The 15,499-nt window shown below is 63.0% G+C and carries 14 protein-coding genes; 5 read left to right on the top strand and 9 right to left on the bottom strand.

Features of this window, described 5'->3' with window-relative positions; all coding sequences use genetic code 11:
* Positions 1–130 precede the first annotated feature (130 nt).
* Complete coding sequence (cls, locus tag ACQKRQ_RS03385) at positions 131–1,393, top strand: cardiolipin synthase (protein WP_427475031.1); 1,263 nt, start codon at positions 131–133, stop codon at positions 1,391–1,393.
* A 12-nt stretch (positions 1,394–1,405) separates the two neighbouring features.
* Here cls and ACQKRQ_RS03390 read toward each other — a convergent pair whose 3' ends face one another.
* The 7 genes from ACQKRQ_RS03390 to ACQKRQ_RS03420 all read right to left on the bottom strand — a co-directional run bounded on the left by ACQKRQ_RS03390 (position 1,406) and on the right by ACQKRQ_RS03420 (position 9,058).
* Positions 1,406–2,362 carry a hypothetical protein gene (locus ACQKRQ_RS03390; protein ID WP_427475032.1) on the bottom strand — a complete coding sequence of 319 codons (957 nt, stop codon included), beginning with the start codon at positions 2,360–2,362 and terminating at the stop codon, positions 1,406–1,408.
* The gene (locus tag ACQKRQ_RS03395; RefSeq protein ID WP_427475034.1) at positions 2,356–3,150 is read right to left on the bottom strand and encodes a MetQ/NlpA family lipoprotein; all 795 of its coding nucleotides are present in this window, start codon (positions 3,148–3,150) and stop codon (positions 2,356–2,358) included. Before ACQKRQ_RS03395 ends, ACQKRQ_RS03390 begins: the two co-directional genes overlap by 7 nt.
* Positions 3,147–4,229, bottom strand: a complete 1,083-nt coding sequence (locus tag ACQKRQ_RS03400; RefSeq protein WP_427475037.1) for a formylglycine-generating enzyme family protein — start codon at positions 4,227–4,229, stop codon at positions 3,147–3,149. Before ACQKRQ_RS03400 ends, ACQKRQ_RS03395 begins: the two co-directional genes overlap by 4 nt.
* 7 nt (positions 4,230–4,236) lie before the next feature.
* Positions 4,237–6,183, bottom strand: a complete 1,947-nt coding sequence (locus ACQKRQ_RS03405) for an arylsulfatase (protein WP_427475039.1) — start codon at positions 6,181–6,183, stop codon at positions 4,237–4,239.
* Between the two features lie 159 nt (positions 6,184–6,342).
* Positions 6,343–6,885: a hypothetical protein gene (locus tag ACQKRQ_RS03410; RefSeq protein ID WP_427475041.1), complete on the bottom strand. Its 543-nt coding sequence runs from the start codon at positions 6,883–6,885 to the stop codon at positions 6,343–6,345.
* Between the two features lie 113 nt (positions 6,886–6,998).
* A complete protein-coding gene (locus ACQKRQ_RS03415) occupies positions 6,999–7,646 on the bottom strand; it encodes a response regulator (protein ID WP_427475043.1) in 648 nt (215 codons plus the stop codon).
* A 2-nt stretch (positions 7,647–7,648) separates the two neighbouring features.
* Positions 7,649–9,058, bottom strand: coding sequence for a cache domain-containing protein (locus ACQKRQ_RS03420; RefSeq protein WP_427475045.1), 1,410 nt, complete (start codon positions 9,056–9,058; stop codon positions 7,649–7,651).
* Between the two features lie 239 nt (positions 9,059–9,297).
* Between ACQKRQ_RS03420 and ACQKRQ_RS03425 the strand changes: the two genes are divergently transcribed.
* On the top strand, positions 9,298–9,495 hold the full coding sequence (locus tag ACQKRQ_RS03425; protein ID WP_132377789.1) for a DUF3311 domain-containing protein: 198 nt from the start codon (positions 9,298–9,300) through the stop codon (positions 9,493–9,495).
* The gene (mctP, locus tag ACQKRQ_RS03430; RefSeq protein WP_132377787.1) at positions 9,492–10,973 is read left to right on the top strand and encodes a monocarboxylate uptake permease MctP; all 1,482 of its coding nucleotides are present in this window, start codon (positions 9,492–9,494) and stop codon (positions 10,971–10,973) included. Before ACQKRQ_RS03425 ends, mctP begins: the two co-directional genes overlap by 4 nt.
* Positions 10,974–11,059: 86 nt before the next feature.
* Here the strand turns inward: mctP and ACQKRQ_RS03435 are convergent, their stop codons facing one another.
* Both ACQKRQ_RS03435 and ACQKRQ_RS03440 read right to left on the bottom strand, forming a co-directional pair.
* Complete coding sequence (locus tag ACQKRQ_RS03435; protein WP_427475047.1) at positions 11,060–12,292, bottom strand: NAD(P)/FAD-dependent oxidoreductase; 1,233 nt, start codon at positions 12,290–12,292, stop codon at positions 11,060–11,062.
* 5 nt (positions 12,293–12,297) lie between these two features.
* Positions 12,298–13,209: a LysR family transcriptional regulator gene (locus ACQKRQ_RS03440; protein WP_427475049.1), complete on the bottom strand. Its 912-nt coding sequence runs from the start codon at positions 13,207–13,209 to the stop codon at positions 12,298–12,300.
* A gap of 288 nt (positions 13,210–13,497) precedes the next feature.
* Here ACQKRQ_RS03440 and ACQKRQ_RS03445 point away from each other — a divergent pair, with 288 nt between their 5' ends.
* Together ACQKRQ_RS03445 and ACQKRQ_RS03450 are read left to right on the top strand one after the other, a co-directional pair.
* Entirely contained in the window at positions 13,498–14,442 is a 945-nt protein-coding gene (locus ACQKRQ_RS03445) for an aromatic alcohol reductase (protein WP_427475051.1), read from the top strand.
* 212 nt (positions 14,443–14,654) lie between these two features.
* Complete coding sequence (locus tag ACQKRQ_RS03450; RefSeq protein WP_427475053.1) at positions 14,655–15,491, top strand: DUF3348 domain-containing protein; 837 nt, start codon at positions 14,655–14,657, stop codon at positions 15,489–15,491.
* Positions 15,492–15,499: the final 8 nt, after the last annotated feature.

A 15,499-nucleotide genomic window follows, 5' to 3' on the forward strand; every position in this document is an offset into this window, starting at 1 on the left:
TGCGGGCCTGCAACGGGCACGCGCAATGCGTCCTGCGTTCGTCGTAACAGCCGGGGCTGAGGCCCGGAGTCTTCGTCAAACCGCAGGACGCGCATCCGACGCGTCCCGCCGATTAGCATCGAGGCCACGCATGCTGACGATTTCCATTACCGCCTTCGTCACGCTCGTCATCATCTTGGTGATTGCCAATTTATCGAGCGGCGAGAAGAAGATCGAACACAAGATCGAACGCCTTTATGCGAGCGACGATCCGCAATTCCTTCGCTCGATGGGTTTGCTGCTCGGGCCGCCCGTCATCTCGGGCAATCGCTTCGAGATGCTGCTGAACGGCGACCACATTTTTCCTTCGATGCTGGAAGGCATCCGTTCCGCGCGGCAAACGATCACGTTTGAAACTTTCATCTACTGGTCCGGCGAGATTGGCGAGCAGATTGCGCAGGCACTCGCGGATAAAGCGCGCGAAGGCATCGCGGTGCATGTGCTGCTCGACTGGGTCGGCTCGTCGAAAATGGATAAGCGCTATCTGGATCTGCTTCGCGATGCCGGCGCGGAAGTGATTCAGTATCACAAGCCCCATTGGACCGGCCTTGGCCGCATGAACGATCGCACGCACCGCAAACTGCTGGTGATCGACGGGCATATCGGCTTTACGGGTGGTGTGGGTATTGCGCCGGAGTGGACCGGCCACGCACAGAATGAAAAGCATTGGCGCGATACGCATTTCCGCGTGGCGGGTCCGGTGGTCGGCCATATGCAGGCCGTATTCATGGACAACTGGGTCAAGGCAACCGGCAATGTGCTGCACGGTCCCGGCTATTTTCCCGATGTCGAGTCAATGGGCGACGGCCTCGCGCATATGTTCAGCAGCTCGCCCTCGGGCGGCAGCGACGACATGCAGTTAATGTATCTGATGGCGATCACGGCAGCGACGCATTCCATTCATCTGGCGAGCGCCTATTTCGTTCCCGACAAGCTGACCATCAACGCGATTGTCGAGGCGGCGAAACGCGGCGTGAAAGTGCAGATCATCATGCCCGGCAAACGGATCGACACGCATACCGTGCGCGAAGCGTCGCGCGCGTGCTGGGGCGATCTGCTCAAAGCGGGCGTGGAAATGTACGAGTATCAGCCGACCATGTTTCACTGCAAATTGCTGGTGGTGGACGAATACCTGGTTTCGGTCGGCTCGACCAATTTCGACAATCGTTCGTTCAAGCTCAACGACGAAGCGAATCTGAACATCTACGACCGCGACTTCGCGAAGCAGCAAACCGCCGTTTTTGCGGAGGATCTAAAGAAGTCGCAGCAGGTCACGCTCGAAGCATGGATGCACCGGCCCTTTACGGAAAAGCTGATCGAAAAGTTCGTGCCGCTGCTGGATACGCAACTCTGACGATTCTTTTGATTACCGATCTGCGCCAGAGAGATAGGCTTCGATAGGTGATAGAGAAGAGGGAGTGCCGCTTTCCACTTCCATGGCAGGGAGTGGTGTGCCAAGAAGCGTTTGTGCGCGTTGATACGCATGAGCGAATCCGCGCAATTCCTGAGTTACCGGACGATCGTCCAGGCGGCGGCGCAAAAGCGCTTGCTCAATACTGCGGTCGATCAACGCGAGTTGGCTGTCGATATAGTCGAGACACAACTGGCGACAGCGCGCGGAAGTACTGGCCACGGCCAACAGCGCCGGCACGATCGAGATCGTCAGAAAGCCGCGCGGCGGAATACGCGCCAACGCGGCGGGCGAGTCGAAAAGATCTTTACGCAGCGATTCGAATACTGCACGGCCCCACACCTCACGCTCTGTTTCGAGCGCGCGGCGGCGACGCGCCAAAGCGTCCCTCGCATTCGCGTCTTTTATCTCGCCGTCCGCGGTCATTAGTGCGGCGTCCGCGCGTTCACCTTCCTGAATGCAGTCGGCGCCCAGGTACGAGGCGCCCTGATTGCGGCCGGCCAGCACGAGATGTTGCAGCGTATCCGGCACGAGAGGATCGAGCGGCACGACTTCACACGTGACCGGCTTGCCGTTCAGATGGATCGCACAGCGTCCATCATCGGCGAGCGCGGGACAGCGCGCCAGAGAAGGGTAATCGTAGCCCTGCGTCATGATGCTGAAGGTGTCGCCCGCGCGATGGAGCAGCGTGTCCGCGATCGATTCGAAGGCGGCGATATCCGCCTCGTCGAGCACGGCTTCGTGCCCGCCGACGCGCACCCGCTCACCGATGCGCCTGCGCGGCACGCGGCCGATCGCAAGGCAGCCGATGAACCGGTCGCGATGCCGGAACAGCTCGGGTAACGACATGGCCGGCGGACTATTGCAGCACTTGCCGCACGCCGCGCACGCGAACGAGAAAGCGTTCACCACGGCCGGCGCACCGAGTCCTGATAGCGCGTCAGAATGAAATGCGCGACGTCGTTCGAATGGTAAGCGGCCACCAGTTGCGCAACCCAAGGCCGAGCGCGGTCGGAATCGCGCACCGTCAACACGTTGGCGTAAGGCGAGCGGGCATCTTCGAGACCGAGGCTGTCGCGCGCCGGGTAAAGACCCGCGCGCGCCGCGTCGTCGCTATCGATCACGGCGAAGGCCACGCTGTTCAATGTGTCGAATAGACGTGCGCGCGGCACCTGACGGATCCGCAGATTCAGCCGGTTGCTCGTGATGTCGGCGAGCGTCGCGTGCAGGCCAGCCGTGTCCTTGAACGTCAGCAACGTGAAGTTCTGCAGCAGGATCAAGGCACGCGCCGTGCGCTCCCGGTCGTCCGGAATGGCGATCGTCGCGCCGCGTTGCAGTTGGCCGAGGTTCGTCAGTTTGCGCGAGTACAAGGCGATGGGAAACGTCACGGTGGTGGCGACGCTCGCGAGCGCAAAGCCGTGCTGTTTGCGCTGTGCGTCGAAGCGTGGCTCGTCTTCGAAACTCGCCGCGTCGATCTGCTTCGCGGCAAGCGCGGCGTCGATACGCTCGGGCTGATCGAATACGACCACGTCGAGCGTGAGTCCGCGACTGGCGGCGACGCGGCGCACCTCGTCCATGATCTCGGCATCCGCGCCCGCACTCACACCTACCTTGATGACTTGCGACGCGGCAGCTTGCACGTGCTGAACCATCGAAGCGGCGACCAGCAGCACGGCCGTTGCGAATAACCGTGACTTCATGACGCGTCCCTCAACACCGTGCGAAAACCAATATGCGACGCCGGCAAATCCGCTTCCTGCTGTTCGCGCGACGCCGCCCGATAGCGCACGCAATAGTCGCGCGAGCATAGGAACGAGCCGCCTTTGATGACCATCGGCGTGTCGTGTTTGCGGCTGAGCGGCGCGACCGCCGCGGTATCGCCATTGGTGTGGGACTGGTGCGGACCGCTATAAGCATCCTTGGTCCATTCCCACGCATTGCCGATCATGTCGTAGAGCTTGAAATCGTTGGCGGCATAGCAGCCAACGGGCGCGAGGCCGACGTGACCGTCCTCATTCGTGTTGAGCACGGGAAACACACCTTGCCAGTAATTCGCGCCCGGTTTGCCGTGATCATCGCGCGGCGCAGTGTCGAGCTCCGCGCCTTCGCGGCCCGCCTTGCCCGCGTATTCCCATTCGGCTTCGGTGGGCAGATCGCGGCCCAGCCAGCGCGCGTAGGCGAGCGCATCGCCTTGCGTGACCATCGTCACCGGCTGGTTCATGCGGCCTTCGAGCGTGCTGCCGGGTCCGGTGGGATGATTCCACGCGGCGCCTTTCACCCACGTCCACCACGCGAGATCGCGTGTATTCATCTCGTCGCGTGTCGGCGTATGAAATACCACGGCGCCGCCTTGGCGCTCCGAATCGCTGACGTAGCCCGTGGCCTTCACGAATGCCGCGAACTGCGCATTCGTCACATCGGTCTGATCGATCCAGAAGCCCGCGACGCGCGTCTTGCCGTCGCCGGCCGGACGCTCGTCTTCATAACCGAGCTTGCTGCCGAACACGAAATCACCGCCATGCAGATGCACCATGCCGGCTTTCGGATCGTCCCGCCAGCGCGCGGGCAGGCCGGCGTAACGCTCGCATTGCCGCTCGGAGCCGAGCGCGGCCAACGGACGCGATGCATTGAGTTCGTCGAACGCCCCTTGTTTGCCGCCGCTAAAGACCGCCGAAGCGGCCGTCGCGGCGGTAAATGCAGCGGCGAAGGCGACCGTGGCGATCGCCGCGTAGACGCCGTACAGCGCCGCGTTGCTTTTGAGCTTGAATCTGACTGTCATTGCGTGCTCAGTAGTAACCGCGCGGACGCAACGGTTCGACGCCGCCGACGCTGCTCATATAGCTGTTCCACTGCTGCACGAGACCGTCGATCACCGAGGGATTCTGCGTCGAGACGTCCTGCGTTTCGCCACGGTCGGCGCTCATGTCGAACAGTTGCCAATGACCGTCCACGGGACCGAGCGGCGGTTCCGTCCACAGCGCTTTCCAGCGGCCGTCGGCGCTGCGCAGATAGCCGCGGCCGTAGGCTTCGTCGCCGAACGATGCGGTGTGCACGGCGCTCGTGGCCTGATCGTTCAGCAATGGCAGCAGCGACTGTCCGGTCACCGGATACACGTAGCGATTGTTATAGACCACCTTGCCCTTGTTCTGATCGACGCCGGTCAGCGTATTGATGAGCGCCGGCGCGGCCTGCGTGGGCGGAGGAATCTGCGCGACGGCGAGGAACGTTGCGGTGTTGTCGGTCACGTGCGTGAAGTCACGCAGCGTCGGCTTCTGCGTGGTCTGACCTGGCAGATGGACGATCAACGGCGTGGATACGCCACCTTCGCCCGAGTAGCCCTTGGTCAGACGGAACGGCGTGGCGCTCACTTCGGCCCAGCGCAAGCCGTACTGCAGACGTTGCGCGTTCTGCTTGCCGTTGTCGGTGCCGAGTGCCGAATAAACCGGGTCGGCGGCGTTGGCGGTATCGGTCGCGGTCGGGTCGGCGCCGGAGTCGATCGGCCAGCCTTCCGCGCCGTTATCCGACTGGAACATGATGAACGTGTTGTCGTACTCGCCGATATCCTTCAGATGCTGGATCAGCAGGCCGATGTTGTGGTCGAGGTTTTCGACCATGCCCGCGTAGATTTCCATATAGCGCGCCTGGGCCTTTTTCTCAGCGGGCGAGAGGCTCGCCCACGTCTTGTTCACCGTGCCCGGACCATAGTCGGTATAGCCTTGCGCCGCGCTATGCACGGCGCTCACGTACTTCGCGTTCACCGTGCCGTTGTTCGCGGTGGCCGCGGCCGCGACGAGCGTTTCCGACGCGCCGCCGTACGGCACGAAGTCGTTCGGGATGATGCCGAGCGCCTTTTGCCGCGCAATGCGCGCGTTGCGGATCGCGTCGTAACCGGCGTCGTATTTGCCGGCGTAGTTATGCAGATAAGGCTCGGGTACTTGCAGCGGCCAATGCGGCGACGTGTAGGCCGCATAGGCGAAGAACGGCTTGCCATCGCCTTTGTTCGAGTCGATGTACGAGATCAGGCGCCGCGTGTAGAAGTCGGTCGAATAGAACACCGCGGGGCTGCCGCCCGCGCCGCCCGGTTGTCCCGGCTGACCGGGCTGCACGTATTTGCCGTCTTCGGTGTAGTTCTGCGAGTTCGCCGGTTCGTGCGCGAAGTGATTGGTCGCGGCGCCGCCGAGCAATGCATAGCTGTGTTCGAAACCCCATTGGTCGGGCGTCTGCCCACCGCCCGTCGTGCTGCCGACAATGCCCGAGCCAATATGCCATTTGCCGGCCATATACGTGTGATAACCGCCGTCCTTCAGCAGCTGCGCAACGGAGAGCGCGCGGTCGTTCAGATAGCCCTCGTAACCCGGCAGGCCTTTGCGCTCATCGGTCGGCACACCCATGGTGCCTTCGCCGACCAGATGGTGGTCGGTGCCGGAAATCAGCATGGAACGCGTGATCGCGCAGACGGTGCCCGTGTGGTGATTCGTCAGGATGCGGCCCGATTGCACGAGCGCGTCGAGGTTGGGCGTGTTGATCTCGCCGCCGAACGCGTGGATGTCGGAATAGCCGAGGTCGTCGGCCATGATGTACAGAATGTTCGGGCGTTTCTGCGCGACTACGGGTGCGGGCGTCGGGCCGGGCAAATTGTCGTCGCCGCACGACGCGAGTGCGACGAGGCTGGCAACGGCGGCGCCGATCATGCCAAGGCGAAGAGAAGGGCGCTGCGATCGTTGTGTCGTCATTGTTGTCGTGACCGGATATGTCGGGTCGCCGATGGTAGCAATGACGTCGAAACGCCCAAAGTTCGATTTCTGCGTTGCTATGTTCGATCGCCGATATAGGCGTTGCAGCGTGATACCGGATATCACGCGCGCGCTGCTTTCGCTCGTCGGCGTGTACGGCTAGTTGCCTGGATCGAGTACCGGCTTGTCCGGATTCGAAAGCGTTTTGTAGGGGATTTGTGCGGCATGCGGATTGGTGGTCGTGTCGTCGATCACACGCTCGACGTCCGCGGTTTTCGCGAGTTCGGTGAGGAAGGCCTGCTTGTCGAAACCTGGCGCGACGCAACCTTCGACGTAGATGAAGCGGCGTTGCAGCGTCAGCCAGAGCGTCGACTGTTCGCGCCAGTGCGTGGCGAAGTTGATGTTGGTGAGGCGTCGCTGCACGGCGTCGGCGATTTCCACGTCGTACAGATAGGCGTTCGACAAACGGCAGCGGCCTTCCACCCAGCAACTATTGCCGCGCTCGATCCGGTAATGGCTGTCGTCGAGCCATTCCTGCTCGGTTTCGAGCGGGCCCAAAGGCACCGGACAGTCGCCGATCGCTTTGGAGATCTGAAAGAACGGATCGTGGCCGCGATTGACGCGCGCCGGTTCGGCATGCGCGTGAGTGGCGGCGAAACAGATCAGCAGACTCGCTAGCCGCAATGGGATCGAGCGTTTCATCCTCATCAGCTCCAGGTGTCGGGCGTTGAGAAGATCAGACGGAACGACGGCAGTGGTTCGAGTGGATGCTGTGCTAATTATGCTGCGATCGCGCAGTCTCGTCAGTCAGGTTTTTACCGGCTCGTGCGACGATTCTCGACTGCGAACTTGATCAACTCGGCCTGACCTTCAATATCGAGCTTGCGTTTCAGATTCAGCCGATGCGTTTCCACCGTACGCACGGAGAGATCGTTGCGCTGAGCGATCTGCTTGCTGGACAGGCCCTCCGCGAGCGCGTCGAGAATGTCGCGTTCACGCGGCGTGAGCCGCTCGACGGGCGACTGCGTTGCCGAAGCCTGAATCAGACGCGCGCCCAGTCCCGCGCTGAAAAACTGTTTGCCTTCGAGCACCGCGCCGATCGCCTGGATGATTTCGGTGGCGGGCGAATCTTTGAGCACGTAGCCGCTCGCGCCCGCGCGCACCGCCTGGGTCACATACTCGAGATTGTCGTGCATCGACAGCATGAGCACGCGAATCGCCGGGAAGCGTTCATGAAACATGCCGGCCAGTGCGATGCCGTTCATCCCGTTCATGCCGACATCCATCAGTACGAGGTGGGGGTCCTCACTCGCGGCGAGGGCGAGCGCTTCCTGCGCATTGCCCGCTTCGCCGACCACTTCGAGGTTGCGCACCGCTTCGAGCCGCGCGCGCAAACCGTCGCGCACGAGCGGATGATCGTCGACGAGAATCAGACGGGCGATAGCGGGTGAGGCGTCGTTCATGGTCAGGTTTCCTGCAAGGCCGGCAATGTCGGCTCGGTCGATCCGAGCGGCACGCGTGCGGTGACGAGAGTGTGGCCGGCCTGTGAACTGAGCGACAGCGTGCCGCCCAGCGCTTCGAGCCGTTCGCGCATATTGCGCAGACCCACGCCCGAGCGCCGGCCGACGAACGCATGCGCCACGTCGAAGCCGCGTCCGTTGTCCGCGATGTTCAGTGTGACGGCGTCGTTCGATACTTCCAGCGCGAGCGCGGCGCTCGACGCCTGCGCGTGGCGCACGATATTCGTCAGCGCTTCCTGCGCGATCCGGAACAGCACGGTGTTGACCGCGTCGGGCAATGCCGCCGCGTGAGTGTGGGCAATCTGCGTGAAGCCGATCTCGATGCCCGACTGCTCGCTGAGTTCGCGCGAGAGTTGCTCCAGCGCAGCCGCCACACCGAGATCGTCCAGCATCGACGGACGCAGCGCATGGGAAATGCGCCGCACTTCGCGCAAGGTATCGCCAAGCCGCGTGAGGCTGGTGGTGAGCGCGGCCTCTGCCGCGGGCACGCGCACTTCGCTGCGCTCGAAGCGCGCCAGAGCGGATTCGAGCAGCAGTTTCACGGAGACCATCATCTGGCTGATGCCGTCGTGCAATTCACGCGACAGGCGCGCCCGTTCGTTTTCCTGCGACTCCACCACCTGCTGCGCAAGTCGCTTCAGCTTGGCGTCCGCGCTCCGATATTCGGTGACGTTGAGCACGAGCGCGCATAGCGCGATCACAGCGAGTCCGGCCACGGCGATCGCGTCGATCCATTTCATCGTACGATCGATGTTGGCGGCCGCGCCTTCGTCGATATGCGCGAGCGTGCTGTCCACGTCGTCGAGATAGATGCCGGTGCCGATCATCCAGCCCCATCGCTCCAGCGGCACCACGTAGCCGAGTTTCGAGGCCACCTTGCCCGTCGACGGACGATGCCACAGGTAGCGCACATAGCCGCCGCCGCGCGAGGCCGCGGCGAGCAGTTGCTGGATCGTCAGCGTGCCTTCGCGGTCGCGCATTTCCCACAGGTCGCGCCCCACAAGGTCGGGCTCGCGCGGATGCATCAACGAACGGCCGTGCATGTCGTAGACGAAGAAATAGCCGTCCTTGCCGAAGTCCATTTTTTCCAGCACATCGAGCGCGCGCATGCGCAGCATCGAGTCGTCGCGCGCATTGTCCTGGCCAGCGTTATAGAGCGGCGCGATCGCGGTAGTGGCGAGTTCGACGTAATGCTTGAGCTCGATCTCCTTGCTGGCCATGTACGCGGCCTGCGTGGTCGCGTGCTGCGTCTCGGCGAGCGCCGTGGCTTCCTGGCGCACACCGATTTCGATGCTCGCGATGGCGGCCAGAAAGGGCACGATCGCCAGCAGGACAATCTTGGCTTTGAGTTTCATCGTTGAAAAGACGGCCGACCGGCTACGTAGTATTACGTAGCCGGCTTACGTAGTTGCGCGCTTGTGAGGACGCTCACGAAGGCGAATACTACATCCCCGCGGCGTAGTGCGCCTTGAGGGCGTTTGCGCGGCGCGAGGAGCGCACTCCGGTTTCGCCGACTAATATCACGAAACCGGTTTCCGCGTGCCGGGCCACAAGCCCTGGCGCGCGGTGTCGATAATAGACTTAGGAGATGATTGTGGAGACCTCCCACCCTGCCGGCCGTTCATGGCTATGGCTGATCCTGCTGATCCCGTACATCGCATTGCTGTGGCTGCCGTTCTATAACGACACGCGTCCGTCGTTCGCCGGCTTTCCGTTCTTCTACTGGTATCAGTTCTTGTGGGTGCCGTTGACCTCGTTACTGATTTACGTCGTGTACCGAGGTGTCAAATGAGCGATACGAATCCTGTGAATCCGGTTGCGATGACCGTCTTTATCGCATTCTTCGTTCTCGTTACCGTGATCGGCTTCTTTGCCGCGCGCTGGAAACGGGGCGACCTGACGCAATTGCACGAGTGGGGTCTCGGCGGCCGCCAGTTCGGCACGGTCATTTCGTGGTTCCTCGTGGGCGGCGACTTCTATACCGCTTATACGGTGATCGCGGTGCCCGCGCTGGTCTATTCGGTGGGTGCGTATGGCTTCTTTGCGTTGCCGTACACGATCATCGTCTATCCGTTCGTGTTCGCGGTGATGCCGAAACTGTGGAAGGTCGCTCAGGCGAAAAACCACATCACGGCAGCGGACTACGTGCAGGGCGAATACGGCGGCAAGTGGTTCCCGGCAGCCGTCGCGATCACCGGCATTGTCGCGACCATGCCGTATATCGCGCTGCAGCTGGTGGGCATGCAGGTCGTGATCAAGGGGCTCGGCGTGACCGGCGAAATGCCGCTGATCGTCGCCTTCGTGATTCTCGCGCTGTACACGTATGCGAGCGGCCTGCGCGCGCCAGCGATGATCGCGTTCGTCAAGGACATCATGATCTACATCGTCGTGATCGCGGCGGTGTGGCTGATTCCGGCCAAGCTCGGCGGCTACGCGCATGTGTTCGACGCGGCCGATACGTATTTCAAGGCCAAGGGCGGCGCGACCGGCATCATTCTGAAGCCGACGCAATTCACCGCGTATGCGTCGCTGGCTTTGGGCTCGGCGCTGGCGGCGTTCATGTATCCGCATACGATGACGGCGGTGCTGTCGTCTTCGTCGGCGAATACGGTGCGCAAGAATGCGATCTTCCTGCCGGCGTACACGCTGCTGCTGGGTCTGATCGCGTTGCTCGGCTATATGGCGATTGCGGCCGGCGTGCATGTGAAGTCGGCTTCGGACATGGTGCCGGCGTTGTTCAACACGCTGTTCCCGTCGTGGTTCGTCGGCTTCGCGGCGGCGGCGATTGCGATCAGCGCGCTGGTGCCGGCGGCGATCATGTCGATTGGCGCGGCCAATCTGTTCACGCGCAACCTGTGGCGTCCGCTCGTTTCGCCGAATATCTCGCCTGAAGGCGAGGCTTCCACGGCGAAGATCGTCTCGCTCGTCGTGAAGTTCGGCGCGCTGCTGTTCATCGTGTTCCTGCCGACGCAATACGCGATCGACCTGCAACTGCTGGGCGGCGTGTGGATTCTGCAGATCTTCCCGGCGATCGTGTTCTCGTTGTACACGCGTCGTTTGAACACGCCGGGCCTGTTCCTCGGCTGGCTGGCCGGGATCGTGCTCGGAACCGGGCTGGCGATTTCGCAAGGCCTCAAGCCGGTGTTCGCCCTGCATCTCGGCGATGCGGTCTATCCGGTGTATATCGGCCTGATCGCGCTGGCGGTCAATATTGTCGTGAGCTTTGCCGTGTCGGTTCTGTCGCCGCGTAGAGTGGTGGCCGCGGCCTAAGCAATCGATGTCGAGATAAAGGAACGCCGCGGAGCTTGTTTGTCCGCGGCGTTTTTTTATTGTGGCTCGGAGCGCGACCCGCGCCGTTAGAACCGTTCCACGCTGAACGGCCGCGGGTCCACCAACGTTTCCTCGCCGGTCATCATCTCGGCGATCAGACGTCCGGTTATCGGACCCAAGGTCAGCCCGTGATGTGCATGGCCGAACGCGAACCACAAGCCCGCGTGTTTTTTCGCGGGGCCGATGATCGGCATCATGTCCGATGTACAAGGACGTCGGCCCATCCAGGGTTCGTCGTCGAGACGCTTGCCCAAGGGAAACAGCGTGCGGGCAACCGGCTCGACCGCCGCAAGTTGCGCCGGCGTCTTGGGCGCATCGAGGTCCGCGATTTCCGCACCGGTGGTCAAGCGGATGCCGCGCGCCATCGGCGCCAGCACGTAGCCGCCTTCCGCGTCGAGCACCGGATGATTCAGACGCGCTGTCCCCTGCGGCTCGTAGTGCATGTGATATCCGCGTTTGACGGCGAGGGGCAAGCGGTAACCCAAGCGCGTAGTCGCGCGATCCGACCACGGCCCCAACGCCACGACCGCGGATGAAGCCGAGATCGTTCCCGCTTCCGTATCGACCTGCCAGCCATCGCGAAGCGTGTCCGCATCGCCGATAAAAAACCGTCCGCCGAGTGCTTCGAAGTATCTGGCGTAAGCGGTGACGAGCGCGTTCGGGTCGCTCACGGAATCGGATGCCGGATAACGCAGGCCGCCCAGTAGCGTCTTGTCGAGATCGGGCTCCACCTGTTGCAGACGGGCGGCGTCGAGCGCTTCGAACTCGACCTCGTATTCGCGATGCCACTGTTCGGCGAGCCGCAATTCCGCGTCGCGAGCCGCTGCGGTGCGAAACACTTTCATCCAGCCGATCGGGCGTAAAAGCGCGCTTGCGCCGGCATCGACGGCGAGCGCCCGGTGCTCGCTCACGCAATGCTCGATCAGCGTCGCGTACGACTTCGCAATGGCGGCGTGCCGCGCCGGATGTGAGTTGCGCCAGTACTGCCACAGAAACGGCGCTGTCTTGAGGATGGCGTCGGCATGATAGCGAACGTCCGCCGACTGGTTGCGCGCATAGCGCAGCAACGTGTCGAGTCCCCGAGGAAACGCGTAGGGATAGACGCCTTCACGCTGAATCAGTCCGGCATTGCCGAACGAGGTCTCGTTGCCGGGCAGCTTGCGATCGACCAGCGCGACCTGGCGGCCGCGTTTCTGCAAATGCACGGCGACGCATACGCCGACAATGCCTGCCCCGAGCACAACAGTATCGAATTTCATTCTACTTATAGGCCTCGCTTGAAGTCGCTTTGTTCGAAGAGTTCCGCGATCCAGTCGACGAACGTTCGGGTCGCGCCGCTTGCGTTTCGGCCGTGCGGATAGACGATCGAAACAGGCACAGCCGACGATCGCGCACTGGCGAGTACTTCTTTCAGACGTCCTGATTTCAGATACGGCAGTGCGACGAATTCCGAGAGCTGGATCAGTCCCAATCCTTCCAGGCCGCATTGCAGATAGGCCTCTGTCTCGTTGACCGAGAAGCGGCTCGGCATGGTCATCGCGAGATCTTCGCCTTGTACGTGGAAGCGCCAGTCGAGCGGCCTCCCTGTCGAGTTCGAGATGTAATTGATCGCACGGTGATCGTTGAGCGCGCTCACGCTGTCGGGCTCGCCATATTCTTTCAAATATCGCGGCGATGCGCACGTGATCCAGCTCAGTTCGCCGAGCCGCCGCGCAATCAGACTCGAATCCGCCAGTGCGCCGGTGCGGATCACGCAATCGATGCCGTCGTAGATCAGGTCCGCGGGCCGATCGCTCAGGCCGAGCACGAGTTCGATGCCGGGAAAGCGCTGCTCGAATTCGCGCAGCCGCGGCAACACCATCGCGCGCCCGATCACGCCCGGCATGTCCGCGCGGACACGTCCACGCGGAGTCGCCGCATCGGCGGACAACTCGCTTTCCACGCGCGCGATCTCCGCGAGAATCGCCCGGCAGGACGTGTAGTACCGCTCGCCCGCATCGGTCAGGCTGAGCGTGCGGGTACTGCGCCGGAGCAGGGCGGCGCCCAGCTCGTGCTCCAGATTCTTGATCATCGTGGTCACCGACGAACGAGGCAGCGAAAGCGTCTCCGCGGCCTTGCTGAAACTCTGAGCCTCGACGATGCGCATGAAGGTCGTCATCGCTTGAAGTTTGTCCATGAGCGGGGCACCTGTCCAGGTTCGCACAGCGCCGTCCACAGGCGCGTTGCAGCGGGCGTTCATCTTACATGGAGTCGTTCGCTTATCCGACTTGAGCCGGCTGGTTCGAGGCGGGCGCTTTCTCAATTCCGTGAGGGCGAACAATGGCGGCGGCTTGCGCACCTAGACTCCAATTCGTCCGGCTGACTTCTGCGTGAAGCTGCAACGCACCGGCGTGCTACCGGTGACGGCGGATCGCACGAGCGAACGCCACTCGATCCATTCCCGAACTTCGAAAAGGTCTCACACATGTCGCACACTCAATCCATTCTCGTGCTCGGCGCCGGTGAACTCGGCATGGCCGTATTGCGCAGTCTCGCGCGGCGCAGCGCGTTGACGCCGGGCGTCTCGCTCGCGGTTCTCCTGCGGCCATCCACCCTGCAATCCAGCGATGCCGCCAGGCAGAAGGAAATCGCCGAATTGCGCGCGCTCGCCATTGAGCTCGTGCCGGGCGATCTGGCCGCGCAGTCCGAGGCCTCGCTTGCGGCGCTGTTTCGGCGCTTCGACACGGTCGTGTCCTGCACCGGGTTTGTCGGCGGCAAAGGCGTGCAGTTGAAGATTGCCCGTGCCGTGCTCGCAGCTGATGTCGCGCGTTATTTCCCGTGGCAGTTCGGCGTGGACTACGACGTGATCGGCCGGGGCAGCGCGCAGGACCTGTTCGATGAACAACTCGACGTGCGCGACCTGCTGCGCGCGCAAGGCCGCACCGAATGGGTGATCGTGTCGACCGGCATGTTCACGAGTTTTCTGTTCGAGCCGTCCTTCGGCGTGGTGGATCTGGAGCAGAACACGGTTCACGCGCTCGGCAGTTGGGACAACGCGGTGACGGTCACCACGGCCGATGACATCGGCAGACTGACCGTGGAGATCATGTTCGCCGAGCCGCGCATCGCGAACGAGGTCGTGTTCGTCGCTGGAGATACGGTGACATATCGTCAATTGGCGGATGCCGTCGACGCGATGCTCGGGCGCAAGGTTCGCCGCGTCGAATGGAGCGTGCCGCAATTGCAAAGCGAACTGGCCGAGGAGCGCGACAGCTCGATCAGGAAGTACCGCGTGGTGTTTGCGGAAGGTGAGGGCGTGTCATGGGACATGGATCGCACGTTCAACGCGCAGCGCGGCATGGCGGTTTGCAGCATGGAGCAGTGGATGCGCGAAAACCTTCTGATGAGCGAGGGCGTGTCGCTTCAGTGAGCGCGCAATCGGGCGGCGCGGCGAGTCGGAGCGGAAGGTCGAAGCGGAAGGTCCAAGAAGGCCAAAGCAGCAGGCGAATCATCAAGCCGGAACGCCCCGCCGAGCACGGCTCCGCTCAAGTAAAATGCGCCTCGCGCGCGGTCCGCGAATCGACTTGCGGCCGCCCAGGCGCCGACAGCGTGTAAACTGGCGACTTTTTTGTCTCCGGTGGTATGTTGCAAGCCCCCCAGCGCACCGCCCTCAGCGGCCCGGCGCTCATTCGCTTACTGGCACGCCTCGCGGATGTCGATGTCCCCGAATCCAGGCAATCGCTCTCGGACCGGCTCAGCCAATGGCTCGGCTGGACCGACGCCATTGCGCTGTCCTCGGCACTAAGCGGCAATCCGCCGGCCGTCGCCGCCGGCGCGCGAAGCTTCGGCAGCGCCGAAGAGTCGGAGTACGTGCGCGCGCGCAGTTCGCTCGCGAAGAACATCACGGGCGATAGCGTGTTCGCAGCCGACAGGCGGCGTGGTCCCGCGCATGCGTCCGCACAGGCGGCGTCGCAGAATACGCCCGCGGAGCCGGTGGCCGATTACGCGGTTTTCCGTCAACGCTACCTCTCCATCCAGCAGTCGATGGAAATGGCGATCGGCAATCTGCGCGGCCGCCTGCGGGGCATGCTGGCCGCCAGAACGCCCGCCATGGCGCGGCTTGCCGTGGTGGATGCGGTGATGGAGCGCGCGCTGAGCGAGCGCGAGCGCAATCTGCTGGCTGCCGTGCCCGTGCTGCTGGCCGGGCACTTCGAGCGCTTGCGCGCGGCCGAGCAGGCGACGCTGGCCGCCGCCGAGGCCGGCGAGGCCGCCGAGGCCGGCGAGTCCGCCGAATCCGCCGAATCCGCGGACGACGCCAGAAGCAATGCGGCAAGCAGCGCCGCAAGCAACCCAGCGGCGCCCACGCCCGGCGCATGGCTGAATGTGTTCCGCAAGGACATGCAAAGCGTGTTGCTTGCCGAACTGGATGTTCGTTTACAACCGGTCGAAGGGTTGCTCGCCGCCCTTCGCGCCAGCTAACTGGGACA

The organism is Paraburkholderia sp. NPDC080076, from assembly GCF_050281145.1.
Lineage (GTDB): Bacteria > Pseudomonadota > Gammaproteobacteria > Burkholderiales > Burkholderiaceae > Paraburkholderia.